Source organism: Acinetobacter sp. V115_6, from assembly GCF_031799025.1.
GTDB lineage: Bacteria > Pseudomonadota > Gammaproteobacteria > Pseudomonadales > Moraxellaceae > Acinetobacter > Acinetobacter pittii.
Map to the genome: position 1 here is coordinate 20,239 of NZ_JAVQNO010000016.1, position 22,815 is coordinate 43,053.

15 protein-coding genes are annotated in these 22,815 nt (G+C 40.0%); 7 read left to right on the forward strand and 8 right to left on the reverse strand.

Features of this window, described 5'->3' with window-relative positions; genetic code table 11:
- Positions 1 to 4: 4 nt before the first annotated feature.
- A complete protein-coding gene (gene ubiE / locus RMA94_RS03325) occupies positions 5 to 952 on the reverse strand; it encodes a bifunctional demethylmenaquinone methyltransferase/2-methoxy-6-polyprenyl-1,4-benzoquinol methylase UbiE (protein WP_002114829.1) in 948 nt (315 codons plus the stop codon).
- Positions 953 to 1,099: 147 nt separating this feature from the next.
- On the reverse strand, positions 1,100 to 1,807 hold the full coding sequence (locus RMA94_RS03330; protein ID WP_005079311.1) for an FFLEELY motif protein: 708 nt from the start codon (positions 1,805 to 1,807) through the stop codon (positions 1,100 to 1,102).
- Positions 1,808 to 2,016: 209 nt separating this feature from the next.
- Here RMA94_RS03330 and RMA94_RS03335 point away from each other — a divergent pair, with 209 nt between their 5' ends.
- Positions 2,017 to 3,435, forward strand: coding sequence for a polyphosphate--AMP phosphotransferase (locus RMA94_RS03335; protein WP_005065911.1), 1,419 nt, complete (start codon positions 2,017 to 2,019; stop codon positions 3,433 to 3,435).
- A 22-nt stretch (positions 3,436 to 3,457) separates the two neighbouring features.
- Here the strand turns inward: RMA94_RS03335 and RMA94_RS03340 are convergent, their stop codons facing one another.
- Positions 3,458 to 3,964: a hypothetical protein gene (locus RMA94_RS03340; RefSeq protein ID WP_311081850.1), complete on the reverse strand. Its 507-nt coding sequence runs from the start codon at positions 3,962 to 3,964 to the stop codon at positions 3,458 to 3,460.
- Between the two features lie 169 nt (positions 3,965 to 4,133).
- On the opposite strand from RMA94_RS03340, the gene RMA94_RS03345 reads away from it, so the two are divergent.
- The 3 genes from RMA94_RS03345 (at position 4,134) to recD (ending at position 13,331) form a co-directional block, all read left to right on the forward strand.
- Positions 4,134 to 7,769: an exodeoxyribonuclease V subunit gamma gene (locus RMA94_RS03345; protein WP_311081852.1), complete on the forward strand. Its 3,636-nt coding sequence runs from the start codon at positions 4,134 to 4,136 to the stop codon at positions 7,767 to 7,769.
- Between the two features lie 3 nt (positions 7,770 to 7,772).
- A complete protein-coding gene (locus RMA94_RS03350; protein WP_039763475.1) occupies positions 7,773 to 11,471 on the forward strand; it encodes a UvrD-helicase domain-containing protein in 3,699 nt (1,232 codons plus the stop codon).
- A 108-nt stretch (positions 11,472 to 11,579) separates the two neighbouring features.
- Entirely contained in the window at positions 11,580 to 13,331 is a 1,752-nt protein-coding gene (gene recD, locus RMA94_RS03355; protein ID WP_311081854.1) for an exodeoxyribonuclease V subunit alpha, read from the forward strand.
- A gap of 701 nt (positions 13,332 to 14,032) precedes the next feature.
- On the opposite strand, the gene RMA94_RS03360 is transcribed toward recD, so the two are convergent.
- Positions 14,033 to 15,331 (reverse strand): EstA family serine hydrolase, encoded by a 1,299-nt coding sequence (locus RMA94_RS03360; protein WP_014208246.1) that lies wholly within the window; start codon positions 15,329 to 15,331, stop codon positions 14,033 to 14,035.
- Positions 15,332 to 15,541: 210 nt separating this feature from the next.
- Here RMA94_RS03360 and rpsO point away from each other — a divergent pair, with 210 nt between their 5' ends.
- The 3 genes from rpsO (at position 15,542) to RMA94_RS03375 (ending at position 19,453) form a co-directional block, all read left to right on the forward strand.
- Complete coding sequence (rpsO, locus tag RMA94_RS03365; RefSeq protein WP_002114951.1) at positions 15,542 to 15,811, forward strand: 30S ribosomal protein S15; 270 nt, start codon at positions 15,542 to 15,544, stop codon at positions 15,809 to 15,811.
- A 257-nt stretch (positions 15,812 to 16,068) separates the two neighbouring features.
- On the forward strand, positions 16,069 to 18,156 hold the full coding sequence (gene pnp, locus RMA94_RS03370; RefSeq protein WP_170814194.1) for a polyribonucleotide nucleotidyltransferase: 2,088 nt from the start codon (positions 16,069 to 16,071) through the stop codon (positions 18,154 to 18,156).
- A gap of 85 nt (positions 18,157 to 18,241) precedes the next feature.
- A complete protein-coding gene (locus RMA94_RS03375; protein WP_086264328.1) occupies positions 18,242 to 19,453 on the forward strand; it encodes a magnesium transporter CorA family protein in 1,212 nt (403 codons plus the stop codon).
- 230 nt (positions 19,454 to 19,683) lie between these two features.
- Here RMA94_RS03375 and RMA94_RS03380 read toward each other — a convergent pair whose 3' ends face one another.
- From RMA94_RS03380 to RMA94_RS03395, 4 genes are all read right to left on the reverse strand, one after another.
- Positions 19,684 to 20,013 (reverse strand): chaperone modulator CbpM, encoded by a 330-nt coding sequence (locus RMA94_RS03380; RefSeq protein WP_002114963.1) that lies wholly within the window; start codon positions 20,011 to 20,013, stop codon positions 19,684 to 19,686.
- An 11-nt stretch (positions 20,014 to 20,024) separates the two neighbouring features.
- Entirely contained in the window at positions 20,025 to 20,981 is a 957-nt protein-coding gene (locus RMA94_RS03385; RefSeq protein WP_063098020.1) for a DnaJ C-terminal domain-containing protein, read from the reverse strand.
- Positions 20,982 to 21,127: 146 nt separating this feature from the next.
- On the reverse strand, positions 21,128 to 21,739 hold the full coding sequence (locus RMA94_RS03390; RefSeq protein ID WP_311081859.1) for a LysE family translocator: 612 nt from the start codon (positions 21,737 to 21,739) through the stop codon (positions 21,128 to 21,130).
- 137 nt (positions 21,740 to 21,876) lie between these two features.
- The gene (locus tag RMA94_RS03395) at positions 21,877 to 22,752 is read right to left on the reverse strand and encodes an Hsp33 family molecular chaperone HslO (RefSeq protein ID WP_017481969.1); all 876 of its coding nucleotides are present in this window, start codon (positions 22,750 to 22,752) and stop codon (positions 21,877 to 21,879) included.
- Positions 22,753 to 22,815 lie beyond the last annotated feature (63 nt).

The following is a 22,815-nucleotide window of genomic DNA, read 5'->3' on the forward strand; positions in this document are numbered from 1 at the left end:
TCCCTTACAGTTTGAAGCCACGGTGAACGGCAACGATACCAGCAGTAAGGTTGTGATAGTCACAGTTCTGGAAGCCAGCATTTTCCATCATACCTTTTAAGGTGCGTTGGTCTGGATGCATACGAATAGATTCAGCCAAATACTTATAACTTTCTGAGTCATTTGCAACCAATTTACCCATAATCGGTAAAGCAGTGAATGAATAGAGGTCATAAAGTTTTGAGAATGGCTCAAATACAGGTTTAGAAAATTCAAGAATCAGTAAACGGCCACCTGGTTTTAATACACGGAACATAGAAGCAAGTGCTGCGTCTTTATCTGTCACGTTACGTAAACCAAAGCTAATGGTTACAAGGTCAAAGCTGTTGTCTGCAAAAGGTTCTAATGTTTCAGCATTGGCAAGAACGAAGTCAACATTGGTACAGCCTGCATCAATTAGACGGTCACGGCCAACATTGAGCATAGATTCGTTAATGTCTGAAAGTACAACATGACCTTGCGGACCAACTTCACGGCTAAATACTTTTGCTAAGTCGCCTGTACCGCCAGCAATGTCTAACACGTGTTGACCACGGCGGACACCAGACATGTTAATTGCAAAACGCTTCCACAAACGGTGAATACCAAATGACATCAAGTCATTCATCAAGTCATATTTGCTTGCAACTGAGTGGAAAACTTCTGCAACTTTTTGTGCTTTATCTTCAGTTCTAACGGTTGAGTAACCGAAGTGTGTTGTTTCACCAACGTTGCCAGTATTACCAGCACCACGAGGTAAATTGTATTTAGGTACAGAACCATTCACAGGTGTGTCTGTTAAGGTTTGCTGTAAAGTTTGTTGTTGCCCTTGAGGAGTACCTTGAGGTAAAGGTGAGCTTAGGAATGGGCTAACTTTGTCTGAACTTTGTGCCTGCTCAGTTGGAGATGTTGGCTTTTGGTTTTCGTTAGACATATTGTCTCTCCTAGACTCAAACTCAAGTGAAACGGAATAAGTTCTGCATGATGACAGATTTTGTCTATTTTTACAGGCATCATCATGCAAATATAATGAATAAAATCTCAACTTCGCGAGGTTGAGTTTTTCTATGTGCCGACCTTATCACACTCTAAACGGATTCGGATGCCCTGAATGTACATTTTCAATAATCTGGCGTTCTTTTTCAGTAAAAGTCTTGATAAAGGTCTCGGCCGATTTTAACGGTTTCATCGCACTAAAACCATCTTGAATGAAATCATACATCAATTCGAAGTGATATTTTTGGGCAATACCTTTACACATTTTAAAAGCAGTAAACATCATAAATGAACGCATGTATTTATCGAGCGCTGCTCCTAAATCGTCAAGAAGAGCAAGTTGCTGGTAACGAGCTTCGGCCTGATCAAGCTTGATTAAGGTTAAACGCATAATTTCATCAGTGAGTACTGTATCTGCCGGATAGTCCTCAAGAAGTTGCATTGCTACTTGCTCATCAAGTTGGGTTGCAAGTACAGCCAAACTTACTGATTTAGTACCTGTTTTAATTGCATTCTCAGGCAAGACTTTTTCTGCTTTATGCGCATATTTCAATAAGCGTTCGATTTGAGCTGCAAGAGCATCAAATTCTGGGCCACCATATAAACGATTTAAAAAGTACTCTGACATGAGCTTGTGCGCTGGCAGATTAAAAAAGTCATGATGCGTATCTTTCATCCGCTCTTTTAACCATGTTTGTACATCTTGCAAACGCTGAGCAAGTACTGGATTATCGTGATAATTAAATGTTTTATATTGTTGTAAAAGATCATCAAAAGCAGCGAGTTTAGACATTTAAGGCTCTAATATTGGGCTATTTGCAAAAAATCATAAAAGGCATTGTAACCTTGTACTATGGCGAGTAGATGTAAAAAAAATGATTCATGCGTCAATTTTTAAACAGAATTTTGTCGCAATGACATAATTTGTATAGCAATTCATCATTTAACCGCATAAGTTAAAGATCATCGAAATTAAACAATAAAAGATTAGAGCCGTGGACTATGAGTGAACAACAACCAAAATTTGAGATTCGTGATGAAGAACAGCTTTCAGTCGATTTGATTGAAGCACAATATGCGTTAAAAGAAAGTCGGGGCAAACCCAACGCTAAAAGCACACTGATATTAATGAGTGGTATTGAACTGGCTGGAAAAGGCGAGGCCGTTAAGCAGCTTCGTGAGTGGCTAGATCCACGATATTTACGAGTCAAAGCAGACGCGCCACGTGTGCTGACAGACACAGAAGCATTTTGGCAATCTTACTCGGAGTTTATTCCGACTGAAGGACAAATTGTGGTGATGTTCGGCAACTGGTATAGCGATTTGCTCGTCACCGCAACGCATGTTTCCGAGCCTTTAGATGATTCGCGTTTTGATGAATACGTTGAAAATATGCGGGCATTTGAGCAAGATTTAAAAAATAACTATGTCGATGTGGTTAAAGTCTGGTTCGATCTATCATGGAAATCGCTGCAAAAACGTTTAGATAAAATAGATCCGTCAGAGCAACACTGGCATAAGCTGCATGGTCTAGACTGGCGTAATAAAAAACAATATGACACTTTGCAAAAGTTACGCCGTCGTTTTACCGATGATTGGTACATTATTGATGGCGAAGATGAAAAGCAGCGTGATCAATTTTTTGCTCAATACCTTTTACAACACATGCGTCAACTTCCAGAGCATGAAACTGAAGTTAAAGGAAAATGGCAGCAAGCTAAAATTCCAGAGAGTTTATTAAAACCTTCTAATGAACCACTTGAAAAAGCTGAATATAAAAAAGAGCTGGATAAGCTGAGTAAAAAAATTGCCGATGCCATGCGTTTTGATAAACGCAATGTCGTGATTGCTTTTGAAGGCATGGATGCTGCTGGTAAAGGTGGGGCCATTAAGAGAATCGTTAAAAACTTAGACCCGCGTGAATATGATATTCATTGTATTGGTGCACCTGAACGCTTTGAAGCTCGACATCCTTACTTATGGCGCTTTTGGAACCGCATTAATGAAGCTGAAAAAATCACGATTTTTGACCGTACTTGGTATGGCCGAGTGCTGGTAGAGCGAGTTGAAGGGTTTGCTTCACCTTTAGAATGGCAGCGTGCTTACGATGAAATAAATCGCTTTGAAAAAGATTTATTTGATAGTCAAACGATAGTGGTAAAAATTTGGCTAGCGATTAGTAAAGATGAGCAAGAGCAGCGTTTTAAAGCCAGAGAAGAAACACCGCATAAACGCTTTAAAATCACTGCGGAAGATTGGCGTAATCGTGATAAGTGGGACGATTATTTAAAAGCGGCCGCAGATATGTTTGAGCGAACTAGTACTGAATATGCACCTTGGTATATTGTCGCAACCGATGATAAATATACGGCACGTTTAGAAGTGTTGAAGGCCATTTTAAAACAGCTGAGAGCAGACTAAGCTCTCAGCTACAAGGCAAACATTAATTTACAATAGTGCTACGGCTTTTTTGCTGAATACGTTTTGCAAGGTTATAACTATCATTCAGATGAGTTTCTGCTATTTTTTTCATCATGAAATAGCCTAAACTTGCTGCTACAATTTGCCCACCTAGTGGTATAAATTTAGTCACCTGTTTCGTTACGATTTTGCCAAGAAAGCCATTAAATGTTTTTTTAACTGTAGTACGCGCTACTACAAAGCCTGAAAATTCAAAACCGCGTTTACGTAGTTCATCCCAATGAACTGTTTTAGTTTTCGGGTCGTAGACACTCACGTGTTCAGGTGCTAAGCCAAAACGGGAATTGATATCTGGAATAAGGTACGACAAAATTCCCAAATCGACTGCCACGTCAAAAAAAGGAATCGGTACAATTGCCGCTCCTGCTGAGACGTAAGCTCTTTTTTTGATGAGATCATGACACTCATCGCGAATTTGTTCCAGATTTAGGCTAGGATCAATATAGTCAGGAATCTTGTCAATTTTCATAATGTCTACCTGTATAAGTTTCTTGATGGCGTCATTTAAACCAAGTGTAAGTGACACCTAAAGTTAAATTATGCTGTGTTTAAACCAACGTGACATAGTCAGATTCAGTTGTATAGTAATGAATGTTTATGATTTTGTGCATAAATTATGCAAGCAGGATATGAAATAAATGGGGATTCATGTTATTCAAAGTCAACGTATTGATGTGTTGTTGCAAGGTGTATTGACGTCTACATCTCAAGCTTCAACGCATCCATTACAGGTTTTGAAAACCCAGCATTTTATTGTTCCAAGTCCTGCGGTCGAGCAGTGGCTGATACAAAAACTTGCAGAACAGCAAGGCATGAGTGCTAATTACCAGTTTCACCAACGGGTACGTGGCTTCCAGTGGTACGCCTACCAGCAAGTTTTAACTGCGCATAAAGAACAGGTTCGTAAAGCGAACATTCCACGTTTAATTTTTAAATGGCGAGTGCATCAAGCTTTGCACGAATTCATTCAACCAGACACGATAAGTATAGATTCGTCGCATCCTTTACATTCTATTGTTCAGCGTATTTATGACAGTGCAGATCGACTCGAACAAGGCATAGATAAACAATTAAAAAAACAAAAAATGCTGTATTGGGTCGCTGAGCAGGTTGCCGATCTATTTAGCAACTATATGATTTATCGTGGACAGTGCCAGCGTGGTTGTGAAAATAGTTGTACCTGTCCGGAAAACTGGTTATCTGCTTGGGGACAGGGCCGAGCACTCGATATTGAAAAATATATTGTGCAGAAAGATGAAGAAGTGACTGCTTTTGCATTACATCAAACTGAGGAGCTAGAACGTTGGCAGCGTTGGTTGTGGCAGCAACATTTTCATGATGACTTTTTGCAAATGCAGCAAATTGATGCATTGTTTTGGCAAGAGTTAGATCATCCGGACCGCAGTAAGCGTGCTATTTCAAGATTACCTAATCAAGTAGTGATTTTTACATTATTAGATTTACCACCAAGTCAGTTACAGTTCTTGCGCCGTTTAGGTCAATATATTGATGTCTTGATTTTGCACTATAACCCTTCACAAGAATATTGGGCCGATAGTGTCGATCCGCTCTGGAAGCAGCGTTATGATTTAGGTGTAAAAGAGCGTTTTATTGCGAAAAATCCAAAGGCTACTGATGCTGAAATTAGCGATTTCTTTAATAAATTTACACTCAATTTTAATGCTGAAGCGCGTGAGTCTAGACATCCGCTTTTAACCAGATTAGGAAAACAAGCCCGCGACCACTTTTCACTATTGTCGAATTTATCTACGGGTGAAGAAGGTAAGTGGGTTGATGCTTTTGTGGATGATTTTCCTGAAAGTCTGCTCGGTAAAGTTCAGTCAGATATTTTGCATTTAGTGGAACCTCAAGCGAAACAATATGAACTCGCTCCAGACGATGACTCGATTCAGATTCATGTTTGTCATTCAACTTTACGTCAGCTTGAAGTTTTAAAAGAGCAGTTAATTGGTTGGTTGTCTAAACCACATGAACAGCCGCGCCGTCCAAACGATATTTTAGTTCTAGTTCCTAATTTGGCTGATATAGAGCCTTTAATTCGAAGTGTATTTCCCGCTACTGCCACTGAGCAAGGTGTACATTTGCCAGTGAAAATTGCAGGTGTTGCATCACTCGATGCACTTAACGCTTGGCGTGCCGTAATTGGGCGTATTCAACTGATGCAGGGCCGTTTTAGCTTTGATGATTTTGCTGACTGGTTAAGTTTGCATGCGACCCAGCAACGTTATGAACTTGAGTATGTTCAGGTTGAGCGAATTTTAAATTTACTTGCCGATGCGGGCTTTAAACGAGGGCTAGATGCAGAGCATCTCAAACGTAGTTTGTGTGAAGGGGATGATGATTACCGATATAGCTTTAAATTTGCCTTAGAGCGATTGGCTCTTGGCATTGCTGTGCCTGTGCATGCAACGTTCAATCAAGTGTTGAGTTATGCGAAAGTTCAACCGAGTGATTTTGAGCTGGTGGGTACACTCATTCAGATTTATCAAGATTTGAACGAGCGCCGTGATTGGCTGACTCTGCATGAACAAGGGAAAGTCTATACGGTTGAATATTGGCTCCAAGTGCTGGGCAAAGATATTGTTGAATTTGAGCAGGTCGGTGTTGCTGCTCTAAAAGCTGTGCGTGAAATTGTTAAAAAACAAGAACGAATGTTAACGCTCGCAAGCTATTACGCCGAGACAGAAACAGGAACTTTGCGCAAAATTACTTTGCCTCTGCCTTATATTATTGAAGAAATTCAACGGACTTTAGAAAGTCAAAGTGCGCAAGCTGAGCCGACTGGGCAAATTACTTTTGCCCAAATTGGACACATTCGACCGTTACCTTATCGTTTAATGGTCCTGCTAAATCTGGATGCAGGGCAATTTCCAAACCGCGATACCCATGTTCCATTTGATTTAATGGATGCACTGCGTCAACAGTTAGGCGATCGCTCTCGACTTGAAGATGATCAAGGGGCGTTTTTAGATGCTTTATTATTAGCCCAAGAAAATTTATGGCTGTTTTATAACGGCTTTGATGTGAACGATGGCGAGGTGCGCGAACCCTCCAGTATTCTTCAAGAGTTCCGTGAACATCTTGCCTTGATTGTGAAAGCTGAAGACGGTGTACCTGAAAGTGTCGTTATTGAAGGGATTGAAATTCCATCACAATTAAAACAACTCTATCACTTACATAATTTACAGCCCTTCGACCCGAAAGGTTTCACTGTAGAAAAAAGTGTTATCCGTTACCAAGATCACTGGTTTAAGGTCGCTTCACAAATTCAGCAAATTTCAGGAAACCGTCAACCTTGGGCGAACACAGCCTATCCGCTACAAGCACCGGATATGTTGGTTTTAGAAAGTCAGCAGTGGATAAAGGATGTGACATTCCCTGCACGGTTATATTTGAAGACTTTAGGGGTAGAAAACTTAGGAAGTGTTGGAGTGCTCGACCAAAATGAACCTTTGCTATTAGATGGTTTAGGGCGTTATGCGATTCGACATTTTTTACAACAATCTAAACAGCAAGCACAACCTGAAGTATTAATTGATCAGTTGCCTGTAGGTAAAGTCAAATATAGCGCATGGCAACAAGGTGTGTTCGAGCAAGAATGTTTGCTTGAACGCCTTCATCATTATGCACCTGCAGTGACACAAACAACTCAGCGTATTTGGCGAATTGCTAAACAGCTTCATATGAATATTACCGTTCCGAAGTCTGAAACTCGGGACTGGGTCAGCATGGAACCTTCAAGTGCTCGCGCAAAAAGACGGGCTAAAGTTTGGTTAGAATATCTGCTCTGGTTAGCTTATTTGAATGAGGGTAGTGCAGGAGCTGAAAAACGCCGTATTGTGGTTTTTAGCGATCAAACTGTGATTTGTAGTGGTGTAAGTTCTGAGCAAGCTCGGCAATATTTACAGCCATGGTTTAAAATCTGGCGTCATGCACAGCAACAACCATTGGTTCTACCAGCAGCCTTATTATTAAAACCATTAGAAAAAGCCAAAGCATATCAGTGGGAAACAACAAATCAGGCAGAAAAAGCAAAACTGGATGAGAAGAGCTACACTGAGCTGTTAAAATACTGGAATGAAACAGGGTCATTTACCACAATGGATATGACTCAAAATGAAGCTTGTAAGTTGCATCAAGACTGGAGCTTTATTTTACAAGAACAAGATGCTCAAGCTTTGCTTCAACATGCTTGTGATGAGTTTGCATATGATTTGTATCATCCAGTTTTTCAATTTCAACATTCGGAGTAAGACATGAACTCAAGAGTACAGGTGTCTTATCAACCTATTATTGATATTGAATTTAGTGGCTTACATTTAATTGAAGCTTCGGCAGGAACAGGGAAAACCTATACCTTATCGAGCTTGATGGTCCGTATCTTTCTTGAAAAGTACTTGCCTAGACAAGTTATTGCGACCACGTTTACCCGTGCTGCTGCTGCCGAGTTAAAAAGCCGTATTCGTGCACGTTTGGTTGAAACGTACCGTTATTTAGATGCCAAGCGTAGTTTTACAGAACAAGAATTACTTATGCAGGCAGAGCAAGAACCTGATTTATTACTCCAGCATATTCTAAAGCATTTTGCGACGCGTATTGCCTATGCGTGTGAACGTTTGAAATTGGTTATAGATCAGTTAGACGAGTTATTTGTCGGGACACTCGATAGCTTTAGCCAAAAACTATTACGTGAGTTTGCCTTTGAGAGTGGCAAAATTGAACGTGCTCAAATCACCGATGATGCTAAAACCTATAGTCGACAACTGATTCATGATGTACTGCGTGAATGGATACAGTCTCAACCTCAGACCGTGATTGATGCGTTGTATCTGGCAGGTGAATTAAAAAGTGTCGATAGTTTTGTCAAACTGGTCGAAGACTCACTTAACTTTAGTTCTGCTCATTTTAAACTTCCTGAAAAGCCAACCATTCAGTTTGAACAACTTGCTCAGCTCAAACAATTAGCGACAGAAATTGATATCAGTCTTTTAGAAGCATATTACTTGCTTGATGGCGAGCACTATAAACATGTGAGCGGGACAGTATTTAGAAATGGGGCATTTAATAAACTATTTAGTGAATGTTTACCGCAGCTACTACAAGTTCTAAAGCAAAGCGACAGCATTTTGGTTTTTGATGGGTCATTAGCCGCACAACGAGAACTTGTTTTTAAGTTTTTAGGTCAACTTGCCGATCAGAAAGTTTTTAAGAAATGTCCTGCTGAAATTTCAGATGGTTTCTATCAACATCCTTGTATTCAACAGATTCAACAGCTATTTGGTGTGCTGAAAAACTACGCTGAGCAGTTCGACCAGCTTCATATTTTTTTAAAAGCCTATTTATGTGTTGAGGTTAAAAAACGTTTACCACAAGTTTTACAAAATAAAGGTGAAACTACTTTTTCTCAGCAAATTCGAACACTTTCTGAAGCTTTAAAAGGTGAACAGGGACAGCGTTTCGCTGTGTTTGTGCAGGCGCGTTATCCCTTAATTTTGGTTGATGAATTTCAGGATACCAACCAAGATCAAGACGATATGCTGGCGAGCATTTGGCGCCATCCAGAGCGCTACCAAAAAGGTTGCATGATTATGGTGGGTGACCGTAAACAGGCGATTTACGGTTTCCGCGGTGGGGATATGCTCACCTTCTTAAATGCCTATAAAGATATTCAAGCCAAACATGGTCGTGAATATAAGTTAATTCATAACCATCGTTCTGTTGCTGATCTGGTTGATGTGGTCGACGCCTTATTTCAACGACAAATTGATTTTGGTGAAGAAGTTCAATATGACCCAATTCGAGCAGGCACTCGGCCTCATCCTGTACTGATTGAGCAGAATAATCATAATCCTCACCCTTTACGCTGGTTAATGCTCAAAGATAAAGAAACAGAGGCTCAGCAAGTTGCATGGAAGATTCGAGATCTACTTAACCAGTCACATGCTGGACAACTATATTTTCAAAAAGATACTCAGACTCAAACCTTAAACGAAGATGATATTGCGGTATTGTCTCGTAATCATGATGGGCTGGATAAAGTTCAATTTGAGCTAGAACGTTTAGGAATTAGGGTTAATAGGCCATCAAAACGAAGTGTTTTCGATTGCTCGATTGCTCAAGACGTGGGGGCTTTGCTGACCGCCATACTTCATCCTTACGATGAAGCAAAAGTGAAGCGAGCTTTGATTAGCCGTCTATTTGCCATGGATTTAAAACAACTCTTGCAACTTGAGCAGACAGCCGAAGGGTTAAGCCAGTTTATGACTGGTTTTGACACGATTAGAGAGTTGTGGTCCACTCAAGGCTTTTTAGTGGCATGGCAACAATGCCTCATCCAGTTTGATATATGGCAAAATTTGGTTGCAGCTCAAAGTAAAGATAATGAACGGGTTGTGGTGAACTTGCGTCATTTAACTGAAATTCTGAGTCAGCACAGTGAGAAATACTCAGGTGCTCAGAACCTTTATCACTGGTATCTCAAACAGTTGCGTTCTCCTCTTGACCGTGATTGGGAATTAGAACGTAAATTATCGAGTGAAGCTGGTGTTCAGCTCATGACAATTCACCAGTCAAAAGGGCTGGAATTTAAGATTGTATTTTTATTAGGTGCAGACAAGCCCTTTCGAGAAAATAATAAAACACTCAATTTTTCGACCCAAGATATAGTTCAACCAGACTCAAGTCAGACCTTGACTCAACGTGTAGTTGCGATTGCTGATAAGACTTATTTGAATGAAGTTGAACTTAAGCAACATGAAGAGCGAGCGCTCGCTGAACAGAATCGTCTTTGGTATGTCGCTTTAACGCGAGCAAGCCACCGCGTCTATGCACTTTTACAAGATGTGGATGGTAAATCAGTATCAGGCCTCGCGTTTTGGAAAAATAGGACTGAGCCTTTTCAACACCGTTGCTGTACGGATGAAATGGTTTTGGAGCAGATTCCACAGGCAATTCATTTAGCCAAACAAACAAGTATTATTGAAATACAAGCGCAACGGTTTCCTGAACAACGTTTTTATTCGAGAGGTAAAACCAGTTTCAGTTATTTGGCACAGCATTTAAAACATAAGGCTGGCACAGATTTATTGGCGAGTCAGAGCAATGATGCTGTATTGGCAGAAGATGAGCTAGATTTAATTAACACTGCTGAGGCAATCAGTGCTCAGCCGATTGACTGGATCAAGAGTAACTTCCCTCGAGGAACGCTTGCTGGTAATTTCTTACATGAAATCTTTGAGCACATCGATTTTCAATGTTCAGATGACTGGGTAAGTGAAATACGTCGTCGTTTTAAAAATGACTATAGTAGTCTTTGGCAAGATTTACTTAATAAATATAACGAGAGCTTCCCAGAGCAAGAAGATGCCGAGAATCTGCTTTACCAGTCCGTTGCAGAGTGGCTGAAAGATATTTTGCAAACGCCGCTTGATCAAGGTTTCCGACTAAATCAGCTTAAACAAGAGCAGTATTTGTCAGAGTTTCCTTTTTATTTAGCACTCTCAGATCGGGTTCTAGCGATGACACGTATTCAGCAGCTTTTCGCTGAGTATGGTTTGAATATGCCTGAATTACTTGAAGCACGTTCAGCGCGTTACCTCAATGGTTCTATCGATTTAGTTTATTTTGATGGGCAGCGTTACCACATTGCCGATTATAAAAGTAATTATTTAGGTGATGATCTTGCAGATTATCGTAGCGATAGCATTGCCCAAAGCATGTCTTTGGCAAGTTATTGGCTACAGGCAGGTTTATATCTCGTTGCATTACATCGCTATTTGCAAGTCAAAATGCAGGATTACCAAATTGAGCAACACTTAGGTGGGGCAACTTATCTTTATTTACGTGGCATGAATGGTGAAGCTGAGCAGGGCTATTATTACTGGCAGCCTAGCATTGAGTTTATTCTGCGTCTTGATGCCATTTTGGGGTATTTTGCTGAGGATAAAATAGCATGAAAAATGCTGATAAAATGCGTAATTTGAAGATTAACAAATACTTGGCATGTGGATAAGCCTGTCTATAACCATGTGGACAAGCGTGTGGAAAACTAGGTGGATAAGTGTGTGGACAATCTAAACAGCCCTGAACAAGCCGATTTAAGCTGGTTAACAACGTGGAGTAACTTCTTAAATCAGGCTCCATTTACTGAACAATCGCAAGTGACAGAAGCTACTTCTTACTTGCAGCAGCTTATTGAAGCGAGCTTACAAGGCGATAGTTGTATTGATATCAGTTCAGAGCAAATTGCAGCACTTGGTCAGCTTGCTATATCTGCCGATCAAGCAACCTCAAAAGTTGCGCCGTGCGTCTACGATGAGCAGGGGTTGGCATTATACCGATATTGGCACCTAGAGCAACGACTTGCAGAACAAATTTGTCGATTAAAGCAACAATTAATTCAACCTGTCTCTTGTGATGACTATTTAGACCTGCTTACCGATCCTCATCAACAGGCAGCTTTACAAATGGTTGCTCGGCAGAGCCTGAGTATTATTACCGGTGGGCCGGGTACAGGTAAGACTTATACGCTGGCACGTATTATTGCTGTACTTAGCCAAGCAATTCCACATATTCGTGTAGCGATGGCTGCTCCAACAGGTAAAGCAGCACAGCGAATGCAAGAAGCTTTACAGAACTCGTTTAATGATCCTAAATTGCTTGAGTCCGGATTAGTTGGCGAAGAGCTCAGAAATCAGGGAACACAAACGATTCACCGTTTGTTGGGGATGGGACATAGCCAGACACCACGGTTTAATCAAAAACAGCCTTTGCCTTATGACGTGATTGTCGTCGATGAAGCTTCCATGCTGGATTTAAATCTGGCTACTCTTTTATTTGAAGCTGTGCCTGAGTCTTGTCGAATTATTTTATTAGGAGATGCAAATCAGCTTGCTTCTGTCGATGTCGGCGCGGTTCTTGCAGATTTGCAGCAAATACAGGCGTTGGCTGATAACCGAGTACAATTACAAACCAGTCGTCGTTTTGCTGAAGGGGCATTGATTGGACAAGTGGCTAAATTTATTCAGGCTCAAAGCTATCAACAAGACCATGTAGAGGTTTTACAGCGGTTTGAAGTTGATATTGTTCAGGTTTCAGAATTAAAGCCCATACTTTTACAAAGAGATATGCCTGATGTTGTTCAGCTTGAATATTTACCAGAAGGGAATCTATTAGACCTAGATACCTATTATCAAAAGCTAATGCTCGGTTTCCAAGGGTATGTACAGAGTCTAAAAAATTATTTAAAAGAAGAGCGCTCGATTGAACAGGTCCAAAATGTAGTAAAAGCATTTGATGACTACCGGATTTTAACCGCGGTTCGGCATGGCCCGTTTGGGTTGCAGCAGTTAAACCAATGTGCGCAGCGTTGGTTGCAGCAGCAACTTTCAATAGTGACTCTTGGAGGATGGTATGTGGGTCGTCCTGTAATGATGACTTATAACGATTATCAGCTCGGTATTTCAAATGGCGATATTGGTTTGTGTTTTGAGCACAGAACTCAGCCACAGCAGTTCGAAGTATATTTTCCAAGTTTGAACAAATGGGTTGCTGCAAATCGATTACCTAAAAGTATTCAAAGTGCATTTGCCTTAACAATTCATAAATCGCAAGGGTCTGAATTTACCCATACTGCTGTCGTTTTAGATCAGGCTGCCAAGAACTTATTAAGCCAAGAACTTATTTACACTGCGATTACACGAGCTAAGAAAGTAGTCAGTCTTTTAGTGCATCAAGAGGCTTTATTACAAGCATTTACAGTTCGTACTACACGAAAAAGCGGTTTAGTTCAAAAAGTTAATCGGTTAGTTCGTTAAGACAAACTTAATATTTTTACCCTTGTAAGAAAAAGCTTACATAGATTCGAGATATTTGCTGCTAGAGTACACCCCGTGTTTTTGAGATTATAAACGCACAACGAGCTTGGCACGGAATGTCGGGCAAAATCGCACAATAATAATAACTTAAGTCGAGAGACTGCGAACTTACAATGAAGTAGGTGTATAAAGAGGAAACTTACAGCCGCTAAGCCTTGTAGTTTTGGGAGAGACTACAGGGCTTTTTTATATTCTACTTTTCACCATGTTTCAAAAAGCATTCGAACGTTTCGTTTTTAACACTATCTTCACTCTGTTTTTGTCTAAAGATTTAAATCAATAATATCAATATATTTATCTATAATATGATTTCAAAACAGGCATTTTTCCTGTGAATTGTTAAGTTATATGTTATACAGAACTGTACGTTAAAGGTAAAAAATGGCTATTTACCAAATATTATACAGACCTGTACGTTTTCACTTACATGATGATAAGAAAAATACTACTTTTCTTCATAATTGGATATGTCACAATACATCACATAAGGAAATAGAAACGAAAACATCGGAAGTGAGTTAAAACAACAAGAAGGATGTGACTAGCATCTCACCAACGACAATAAAAACAGTAATAACACGATAAACAAAAACTACAGCGCAAAAAACCCAAGCAGAAATGCTTGGGTTTTTTATTTGTTTCTACACTAAGTCAGTTTCATGAGAATCACTACCAAATAACGAACGGCGTTGATCTCTCGGTATACGTGGACATTGGGTTGAGATTTGATAGAGCACTTTAGCTAAAGCAGGTAGGTGAGTACCCACTACAGATTTACCAGTTGTTAATAAGGAAACACTGATATCTCTTTCAGGGTCGGCCCAACATAAAATGTTAGAGAATCCTAAATGACCAAATGCTTGTCCTGTCATTGGGCCAAAAAGACCTACAGGATTGCTACCTAACATTGGTCCTAAAGCATAGCGCATTGGAATCAGCAAAGTACGGTCAATGTTAACGCCTGTGGTTGGCAGTGTTGCTCTGAAAATTGTTTTCTCACTAAAGATTTGCCGACCGCCGTAGCTTCCTCCACTTAAAAGCATTTCAAAGAAGCGGCCAGCTTGTTCTGCACTGGTATAGATGTTCCCAGCTGGGCAAATGGTGTCCATAAAACGACTATCGTTAGTTACATCAACTGCAAGTTGTAAACCGCCACCTAATACATGATTCAGATAGTGATCGGTACCAAGGCGTGGGTGCAGACCTGTTGCACAGTTTAAGGCGACTTCTGAACGGTATTCTGGTTTTAAGCCATAATTGAAATAAGGCATCCCCATTGGTTTTTCGATAGTTTGATGTACAAACTCACGTAAATCCTGCCCAGTCACCCGTTCAATAACTTCTCCTAAAATATAACCTGCCGTAACAGCATGATAGGCAAGGTGATTACCAGCAGGAGACACAGGTCGGGCAGCATATAAACGTTTTAAAATTTCGTCTTTATCAAATAATAAATCTGGTGTGACATCGCCATCAATATAAGGAATGCCGCCACGATGTGCTAATAAATGAAAGATCGTTGCACGACGCTTACCATTTACCCCATATTCAGGAACATAATAGCTCACGGGATCAAGCAAGTTGATTTCGCCTTTTTCATCTAATAGATGAATCAACATGGCTGTAATCATCTTTGATGCTGAAAATAGGCAAACAGGTGTGTCAGGTGTTGCAATCAGGGCATTTTCTTGAAGGCCTGCTGGAGAGTTCCCTTGAGCATATCCAATGCTTCGATTGAGTAAAATTTTACCTTGTCTGCGTAAACAAAAGGTAATGAGTGGATAGTTTCCGGTTTTATATAGTCCTTCTATACTTTTCCAGATTTTTTGAATCTGGTGATCGCTCATTCCACCCTGTTCAGCAGCAACTTCATCTTTTTGTCGAATGACTTGCTCAATATTGTCCGGTACTGGACAAGTGTTGGTTGAAAAAATTTTCACACGTCCCTCGCGCTTCTTTCTTTTTATTCGAGGCTAGTGTGCAGGGTTAAGGTCTTCATGTCAGTGTCTAAAATGACAAGTTACTGAAAACTATTTTGCAATCCACCTATAGATACCTTAAAATAGGCGACTTGCTGTAGTGATGCACGGCAGTCAGTTGCCTCAACTGATTCATATCGTTTACTTTTTTAAGCATCTCGGAGAAATCGAATGGCTTTAACTAATGCAGACCGCGCAGAGATCATTGCTAAATTTGCTCGCGCTGAAAATGACACTGGTTCACCAGAAGTACAAGTAGCTTTATTGACTGCTCAAATCAATGATTTACAAGGTCACTTCAAAGCTCACAAACACGACCACCATAGCCGTCGTGGTTTGATCCGTATGGTTAACCAACGTCGTAAATTGCTCGACTACTTAAATGGTAAAGACCACGGTCGTTACACTGCTTTGATCGGTGCTTTAGGTTTACGTCGTTAATTCGATTTTTACTTTGTTTTCGCTATTTCGCATGTCGCAATGCTTTATCGCTGAAAAGAGAGTTTCACTTAATGTTAGGTTAAGTGATTTTTAGAAGGGGCGCTTGTGCGCTCCTTCTTTGCGTTTAACTTATTTTAAATAATTGATCTAGTGTGATGGCTTCTAAGCTTTGTCATTTATCTACCAATCGGTGTAGTCTGAATGCCAAACCTTAGGGGTCTCACTAGAATAAAATTAGGAAAATACAATACATGTCAATGTTTAATATCGTTCGTAAAGAATTCCAATTCGGTCAACATCAAGTCGTTTTAGAAACGGGTCGCGTTGCACGTCAAGCAAACACAGTTTTAATCACTATGGGTGGCGTAACTGTTTTAGTTGCAGTTGTTGCTCAACCTAAAGCAAAAGCGGGTCAAGACTTCTTCCCGTTAACAGTTAACTATCAAGAAAAACAATATGCAGCTGGTCGTATCCCTGGTGGTTACGGTAAGCGTGAAGGTCGTGCTTCTGAAGCTGAAACTTTAATTTCACGTCTTATTGACCGTCCAATTCGTCCGTTGTTCCCAGAAGGTTACTTCAACGAAATCCAAGTAACAGCAACTGTTGTTTCTTCTGACAAAACTATGGATGCTGACATTGCAGCAATGCTTGGTACATCAGCAGCATTGTCTATTGCTGGTACTCCTTTCCGTGGTCCAATTGGTGGCGCACGTGTTGGTTTAATCAACGGTGAATATGTTCTTAACCCGAACTTCGAACAGTTGAAAGAAAGTGACCTTGACCTTGTGGTTGCAGGTACAGAATCTGCTGTATTGATGGTTGAATCTGAAGCGAAAGAACTTTCAGAAGACCAAATGCTGGGTGCTGTTCTTTTCGGTCATGACGAAATGCAAATCGCAATTCAAGCGATCAAAGAATTTGCTGCCGCTGCTGGTGCTGTTGAGTCAACTTGGGTTGCTCCAACTAAAAACGAAGCTCTTCTTGAGCAATTAAAAGCAGCTTTCGAAGCTAAAATTTCTGAAGCATATACAATTGCGGTTAAACAAGATCGTTATGCAGCACTTGATGCACTTTATGCAGAAGCTGTAGCTCAGTTCGTTCCAGAAAATGACGAAACTGGTATTGCTGATGAAGTAAACGAATTATTCGAAGACCTTAAATACCGTACAGTACGTGACAACATCTTGTCAGGTAAGCCACGTATTGATGGCCGTGATACTAAAACTGTTCGTGCTATCGACGTTCAAGTTGGCGTATTAGATCGTGCACACGGTTCTGCATTATTTACACGTGGTGAAACTCAGGCGTTGGTAACAACAACTTTGGGTAATACTCGTGATGCGTTAATGGTTGATACCCTTGCTGGTACTAAAACTGACAACTTCATGTTGCACTACAACTTCCCTGCATACTCTGTAGGTGAAACAGGCCGTGAATCTGGTCCTAAGCGTCGTGAAATTGGTCACGGTCGTTTAGCACGTCGTGGTGTTCAAGCAGTTCTTCCTGCTGCTGACCGCTTCCCGTATGTAATTCGTATTGTATCTGACATTACTGAATCTAACGGTTCATCTTCAATGGCTTCTGTATGTGGTGCTTCATTATCACTTATGGATGCAGGTGTTCCGCTTAAAGCACCAGTTGCGGGTATCGCAATGGGCTTAGTGAAGGAAGGCGAGCGTTTCGCAGTACTTTCTGACATCTTGGGTGATGAAGATCACTTAGGTGATATGGACTTTAAAGTAGCAGGTTCTGCAAACGGTATTACTGCGCTTCAAATGGATATCAAGATTGAAGGTATTACTGAAGAAATTATGGAAGTTGCATTAAATCAAGCATTTGCTGGTCGTATGCACATCCTAAACGAAATGAATAAAGTCATTTCACGTGCGCGTGCTGAAATCAGTGCTCATGCACCGACGTTTGAAGTTATTAACATTAACCCAGACAAGATCCGTGATGTTATTGGTAAAGGCGGCGCAACTATCCGTCAAATTACTGAAGAAACTAAAGCTGCAATTGATATCGAAGACAACGGTACTGTTCGCGTATTTGGTGAAACTAAAGCTGCTGCTAAAGCTGCAATTGCTAAGATTCAAGCAATTACTGCTGAAGTTGAACCAGGTAAGATCTATGACGGTAAAGTAATTCGTATTGTAGAATTCGGTGCGTTTGTAAACATCATGCCGGGTACTGATGGTCTTCTTCACATTTCGCAAATTTCAAATGAACGTATTGCGAACGTAACTGATGTTCTTAAAGAAGGTCAGGAAGTGAAAGTACAAGTTGCTGATGTTGATAATCGTGGTCGTATCAAATTGACTATGAAAGACATTGAACAAGCATAATTGTTCTGGTGACATGAAAAAGTCCGCTTGATGCGGACTTTTTTTATGGCATGATGCAAGTAATACAAAAACAGATCATTGTGGTATGCAGGTTTATTACTTTTATCGTCATCACGCTGACGGCTATGTCTTTTTAAGCCGTGAGCAACATAATGAACACATTCTGGAGTTTTTCTGGATTGATAGTGTCAGAACGGATGTGGTGAACCATAACGAAGAATGGCAACAAACAATTCAACAGCTTTCAGATGTGGTTATCAATGAATTTCATATGCGAGATATTGCGAATATTGAGCATCCTTGTGCATTTGATACGCTTGAAGAATACGACCTGCTTATTTTTAGAAAGCTCGTTACACCTGATGATGAAATTAAAAATGGGGAATCCCATGAGAGTGTATTTGGTCTAGCAACCACGCCGATTAGCTTTATTTTTACCCCTAAAGTTCTGATTAGTGTTCGTGAGCAAGGCAATAAGTCGATTGAAAACTATATTCAACGTCTCGAAAATATTTTATGTAAAACTTTGGAAGAACAAAACAAAACCCGTAAGCTGCCTAATTCGCCTGTAGATTTATGTTTACGCCTGCTGAATAGCATGGTGGATGGCTACCTTGATATTCGTTCACCTTTAACTAGAAGGGTTGAGCATTGGCAACAACAGCTATTACAAGGGAATCGGCGTTTTAAGCAGTGGCATCAACTGTTTCATGAAAATATGGCCTTTCAGCAGGTCGAAAATCTATGCGAAGAACAAATCGAAACCTTACAAGAGTTTCGTGATGAAATTGTAGAAAACTATCATCATGTTATTGGTGAGAAGACGCATAGTTCTCAAGATCTTTTATTAGTTCGTTTGAATGATTTAATGAGTCATGTCGAACGTATTCAAAAACATACTTTGCGTTTACGTAGCGCCATTCAGTCGGCGATTGATTTGCACTTCTCAGCAATTGCCAACCAGACCAATGAGAATATGCGTATTCTTGCCATTATTACTGCTGTATTTGCACCGCTTACGCTTTTAACCGGTATTTATGGAATGAACTTTGAGTTTATTCCAGGGCTTAAATCACCAGTAGGTTTCTGGATTATGCTCGGTGTTATGCTGCTAAGTACTGTTTTGTTACTGTACTATTTTTATCGACAACATTTAGTGGGGCGCGGTGAAAAAAGTGTGATTGATTTACTAGCTCAACAGCATCGCCAAGATCGGATGAATTTGTTTTGGTTTCTGGAATATGAACCGATTAAGCAGACTTTGAAGGAAGTGGAAAAGATTACTCGGTTGAAATAATTCTTCAATTTTTATTGAATTTTTTCCAAATTTGCTTGAGCTAAGCGTCATCCACAACCTGCCCATAATTTAGAAGTTATTGTTTTTGCAAAGTAATATTTTAAATGAAAGAAGTGAACAGGTTTTGTGGATGACAATGGTTTTGGTTACTTTTGCCAAAACAAAAGTAACGTAATTGGCTGATGAAATAGATAGTGAGTGCCCGTAGGACTCCGTCGTCACTATCTAATCTAATGAAAATGCTTCAACTGTTTTCTAAGTTGTTGCACTTCATCAATCAAATCTAACATCACAGCAACTGCTGCCAAACTTGCGTCAAAGTCACGTTGTAGACGATACGCTTTACGTGCACGTGCGACATCTTCACCCATAAACTGGTGTGCCTCAGGTGTGTTCTCGACTGATAAAATATCATATTCAATGAGCTGAAGAATCCAGTCAGGACTTTGGCCGCAAGCTTGGGCAAATTGTTGTAAATCAAATGTCGATTGTTCATCAACGACCTCTGCACTAAAGGTATGGCCGTCATATACAATTTCTCGATAGTGAATGGTTGTCATGATCTTGCTCCCTAATGAGATGAACGAGGTTCGAATGAAGCAAAGGCTTCTGCCAGTTGCTGATACGCTTCTTTTTCTTTTTCAGAATTTGCTGGGGGGAATACAATATTTAAAATTAAATAAAGATGGCCTGGCGTTTTATTTGGTATCCCTTTGTCTTTTAAGCGTAGCTGTTGTCCTTGTTTGGCATTTTTAGGTAAATTGACATGTAAGGATCCTGCTGGAGTTTTTACTTCAATACCTTGACCTAGTGCCGCTTCCCAAGGAGCTACATCTACGGTCAGATATACGTCACTGCCTTCAACATGAACACGGTCTGTATCTTTATACTGGATTTCAATATAAAGATCGCCGTTGGCACCGCCATTAATCCCGCTTTGGCCTTGTCCACTTAAGCGTATTTGTTGACCTTCTTTCATGCCTTTTGGTATTTTCACCTGCAAGGTTTTGCGTTGAACTTCAGGTTCGCCATAAGCGTTTATGGTTGGAATTTGCAAAGTAATTTGCTGTGTTGAACCATGATAGGCAATATCAAGATCAACCTCTATGCTGGCATGTTGATCTTCACCGCGATAACTACGTTGTTGTCTTTGATATTGTTGTTGCCCACCGCCAAAGCCTGCACCAAAGCGACCAAATAAATCTTCAAAACCACTAAAGTCTGCTTGTTCACCACCTGTAAAACCTTGGCGATAAAACTGTGCTCCATCAAAACCACCTTGTGCAGCACCCTGACCAAAGTTATTAAAACCTTGAGGATGATCTAACATTTGGTCATATTCGGCTTTTTTTTCTGCATTGCTTAATGTGTCGTAGGCAACATTAATGGCCTGCATCTTTTCCTCGGCATCTTTTTCTTTGCTGATGTCTGGATGATATTTGCGGGCTAATTTTCGATAAGCTTTTTTAATTTCATCAGCAGAGGCTTTGCGTGTAACCCCTAATTCTTCATAATAATTTTTTGCCATAATGTTTTATCACGATGGTGTTGTTTATTTCATTATGAAACGATTTTTAGAGTTTTCAATAAGCTAGATTGTATAAGAGTTGTTCTATTACGAAATCCAGCGGAACGTAAGGAGGTATAGCAAAATTAGACTATACCTCTAATGAATTAGATGAAACTCTGATATAAGCCGTACAGAGCAATAAGTAGAAGTAATAAACCGCAGAGGCCTAATATTTTTGGATATAAATGACTGTTAGAAAGGCGGCGGAAAAAGATATAAACCAAAGATAGGGTGAGGAAGTCTAAAACAATCCATGTCAGCGTAAGTAGGATTAAACTTAAATTTAATTGAGGGGTAATAGAGACAAATTGCGGAAAGAAAGCCGAGAAAAAGATAATATCTTTTGGGTTTGAAATACCGACAAGAAAGCCTTTTTTAAAGCCACCATTTTGTGCTGAAACTGTTTGTATCGCTTCTGGATGAGGAGCCTGAATAACTTCTTTGAGAATACTCAACCCCAGATAGCCAATATATAGGCAGCCTAAAATACGGATGATATTGAGGTAACTATCATTGACACTCAGTACTCCTTTTAAAACTAGTACTGAAATAAAAATTAAGACAAGGGATGCTAGGTTTGTACCAAAAATGGTTTCCAGTGCTTTTTTATAGCCCCCTTTAAGTCCAGCGCTTGCAACTAAAATCATGACAGGGCCAGGGGTCGCAATCATAATAACTACGCTAAAAATAAAGAGAAAATAATCAAAATAATTCATGGTATTTAGGCATCTTATTTATTAGGCTAAAAAGTAGCCTTATATTATCCTATTTAAATTAACATGTTGAAAATTATCATCAAAAAATACAGGTAAATAAAAAGGCGGTATAACCGCCTTTTTATAAAGTTAAAATATTAACTTAAATGTTCACCAAATAACGCTAAAGCCTCTTCAGCGGTAAAGGTATATTGCGTATTACAGAACTGACAGTCCATACGAATCGGGTTCTGATGTTCTAGGGTTTCATGAACAGCGTCTACACCAATTTGAATCAGGGCATTTGCACAGCGTTCTTTTGAACATGTACAGCCAAATTTTAATGCTTCAATTTCTGGTAAACGAACTTCTTCTTCGTTATATAAACGATATAAGATTTCATTTGCATCTAAATTGGTAAGCTCTTCAGCTTTTAATGTTTCGGTCAACATCGTCAAACGTGGCCATAAATCTTCATCGACCAAGTTTTGCTCTTCTTCATCATGACGTGGTAAGAGTTGAATCAATAAACCGCCAGAACGCTTATCTGTACTTGCCAACACAATACGAGTTGGAATTTGAGCAGATAAATCATAATACTGCATCAAGCAACCTGCTAAAGTCACTTGATCAAGCGGCACGATCCCTTGATAACGTTCGCCAAATTCCGGTTCAATATTAATAAATAAAACCGGATTAACTAAAGCGCCAAGAACTGTGCTGCTGTCTGTTGCTTCAACAAAGCGAGGGTCGGTTTCATAGTCCGCTAAAGCACGAACCTCTCCTAAATGGTTACATTCAGCCATCGCCCATTTGAAGGTGCCGCTAGCCTGGATTTGCAAGCTGATACGGCCTTTGATTTTTAGTGTACTTGCAAGTAATGCAGTCGCACTCAACATTTCACCTAGCAGAATTTTAACAGCAGGCATATAGTCACGTTGAGCTAAGATGGTTTGTAGGGCTTCTTCAAGATGAACTACTTCTCCACGTACTGGAAAGTTCTCTATATAAAAGCGTTGGCGTAAATCAGACATAATATTCTCCAGGGCCCTAAGCAGAGTATAACTATTTCGTTTTAATCAAGCTTAGGAAATGCA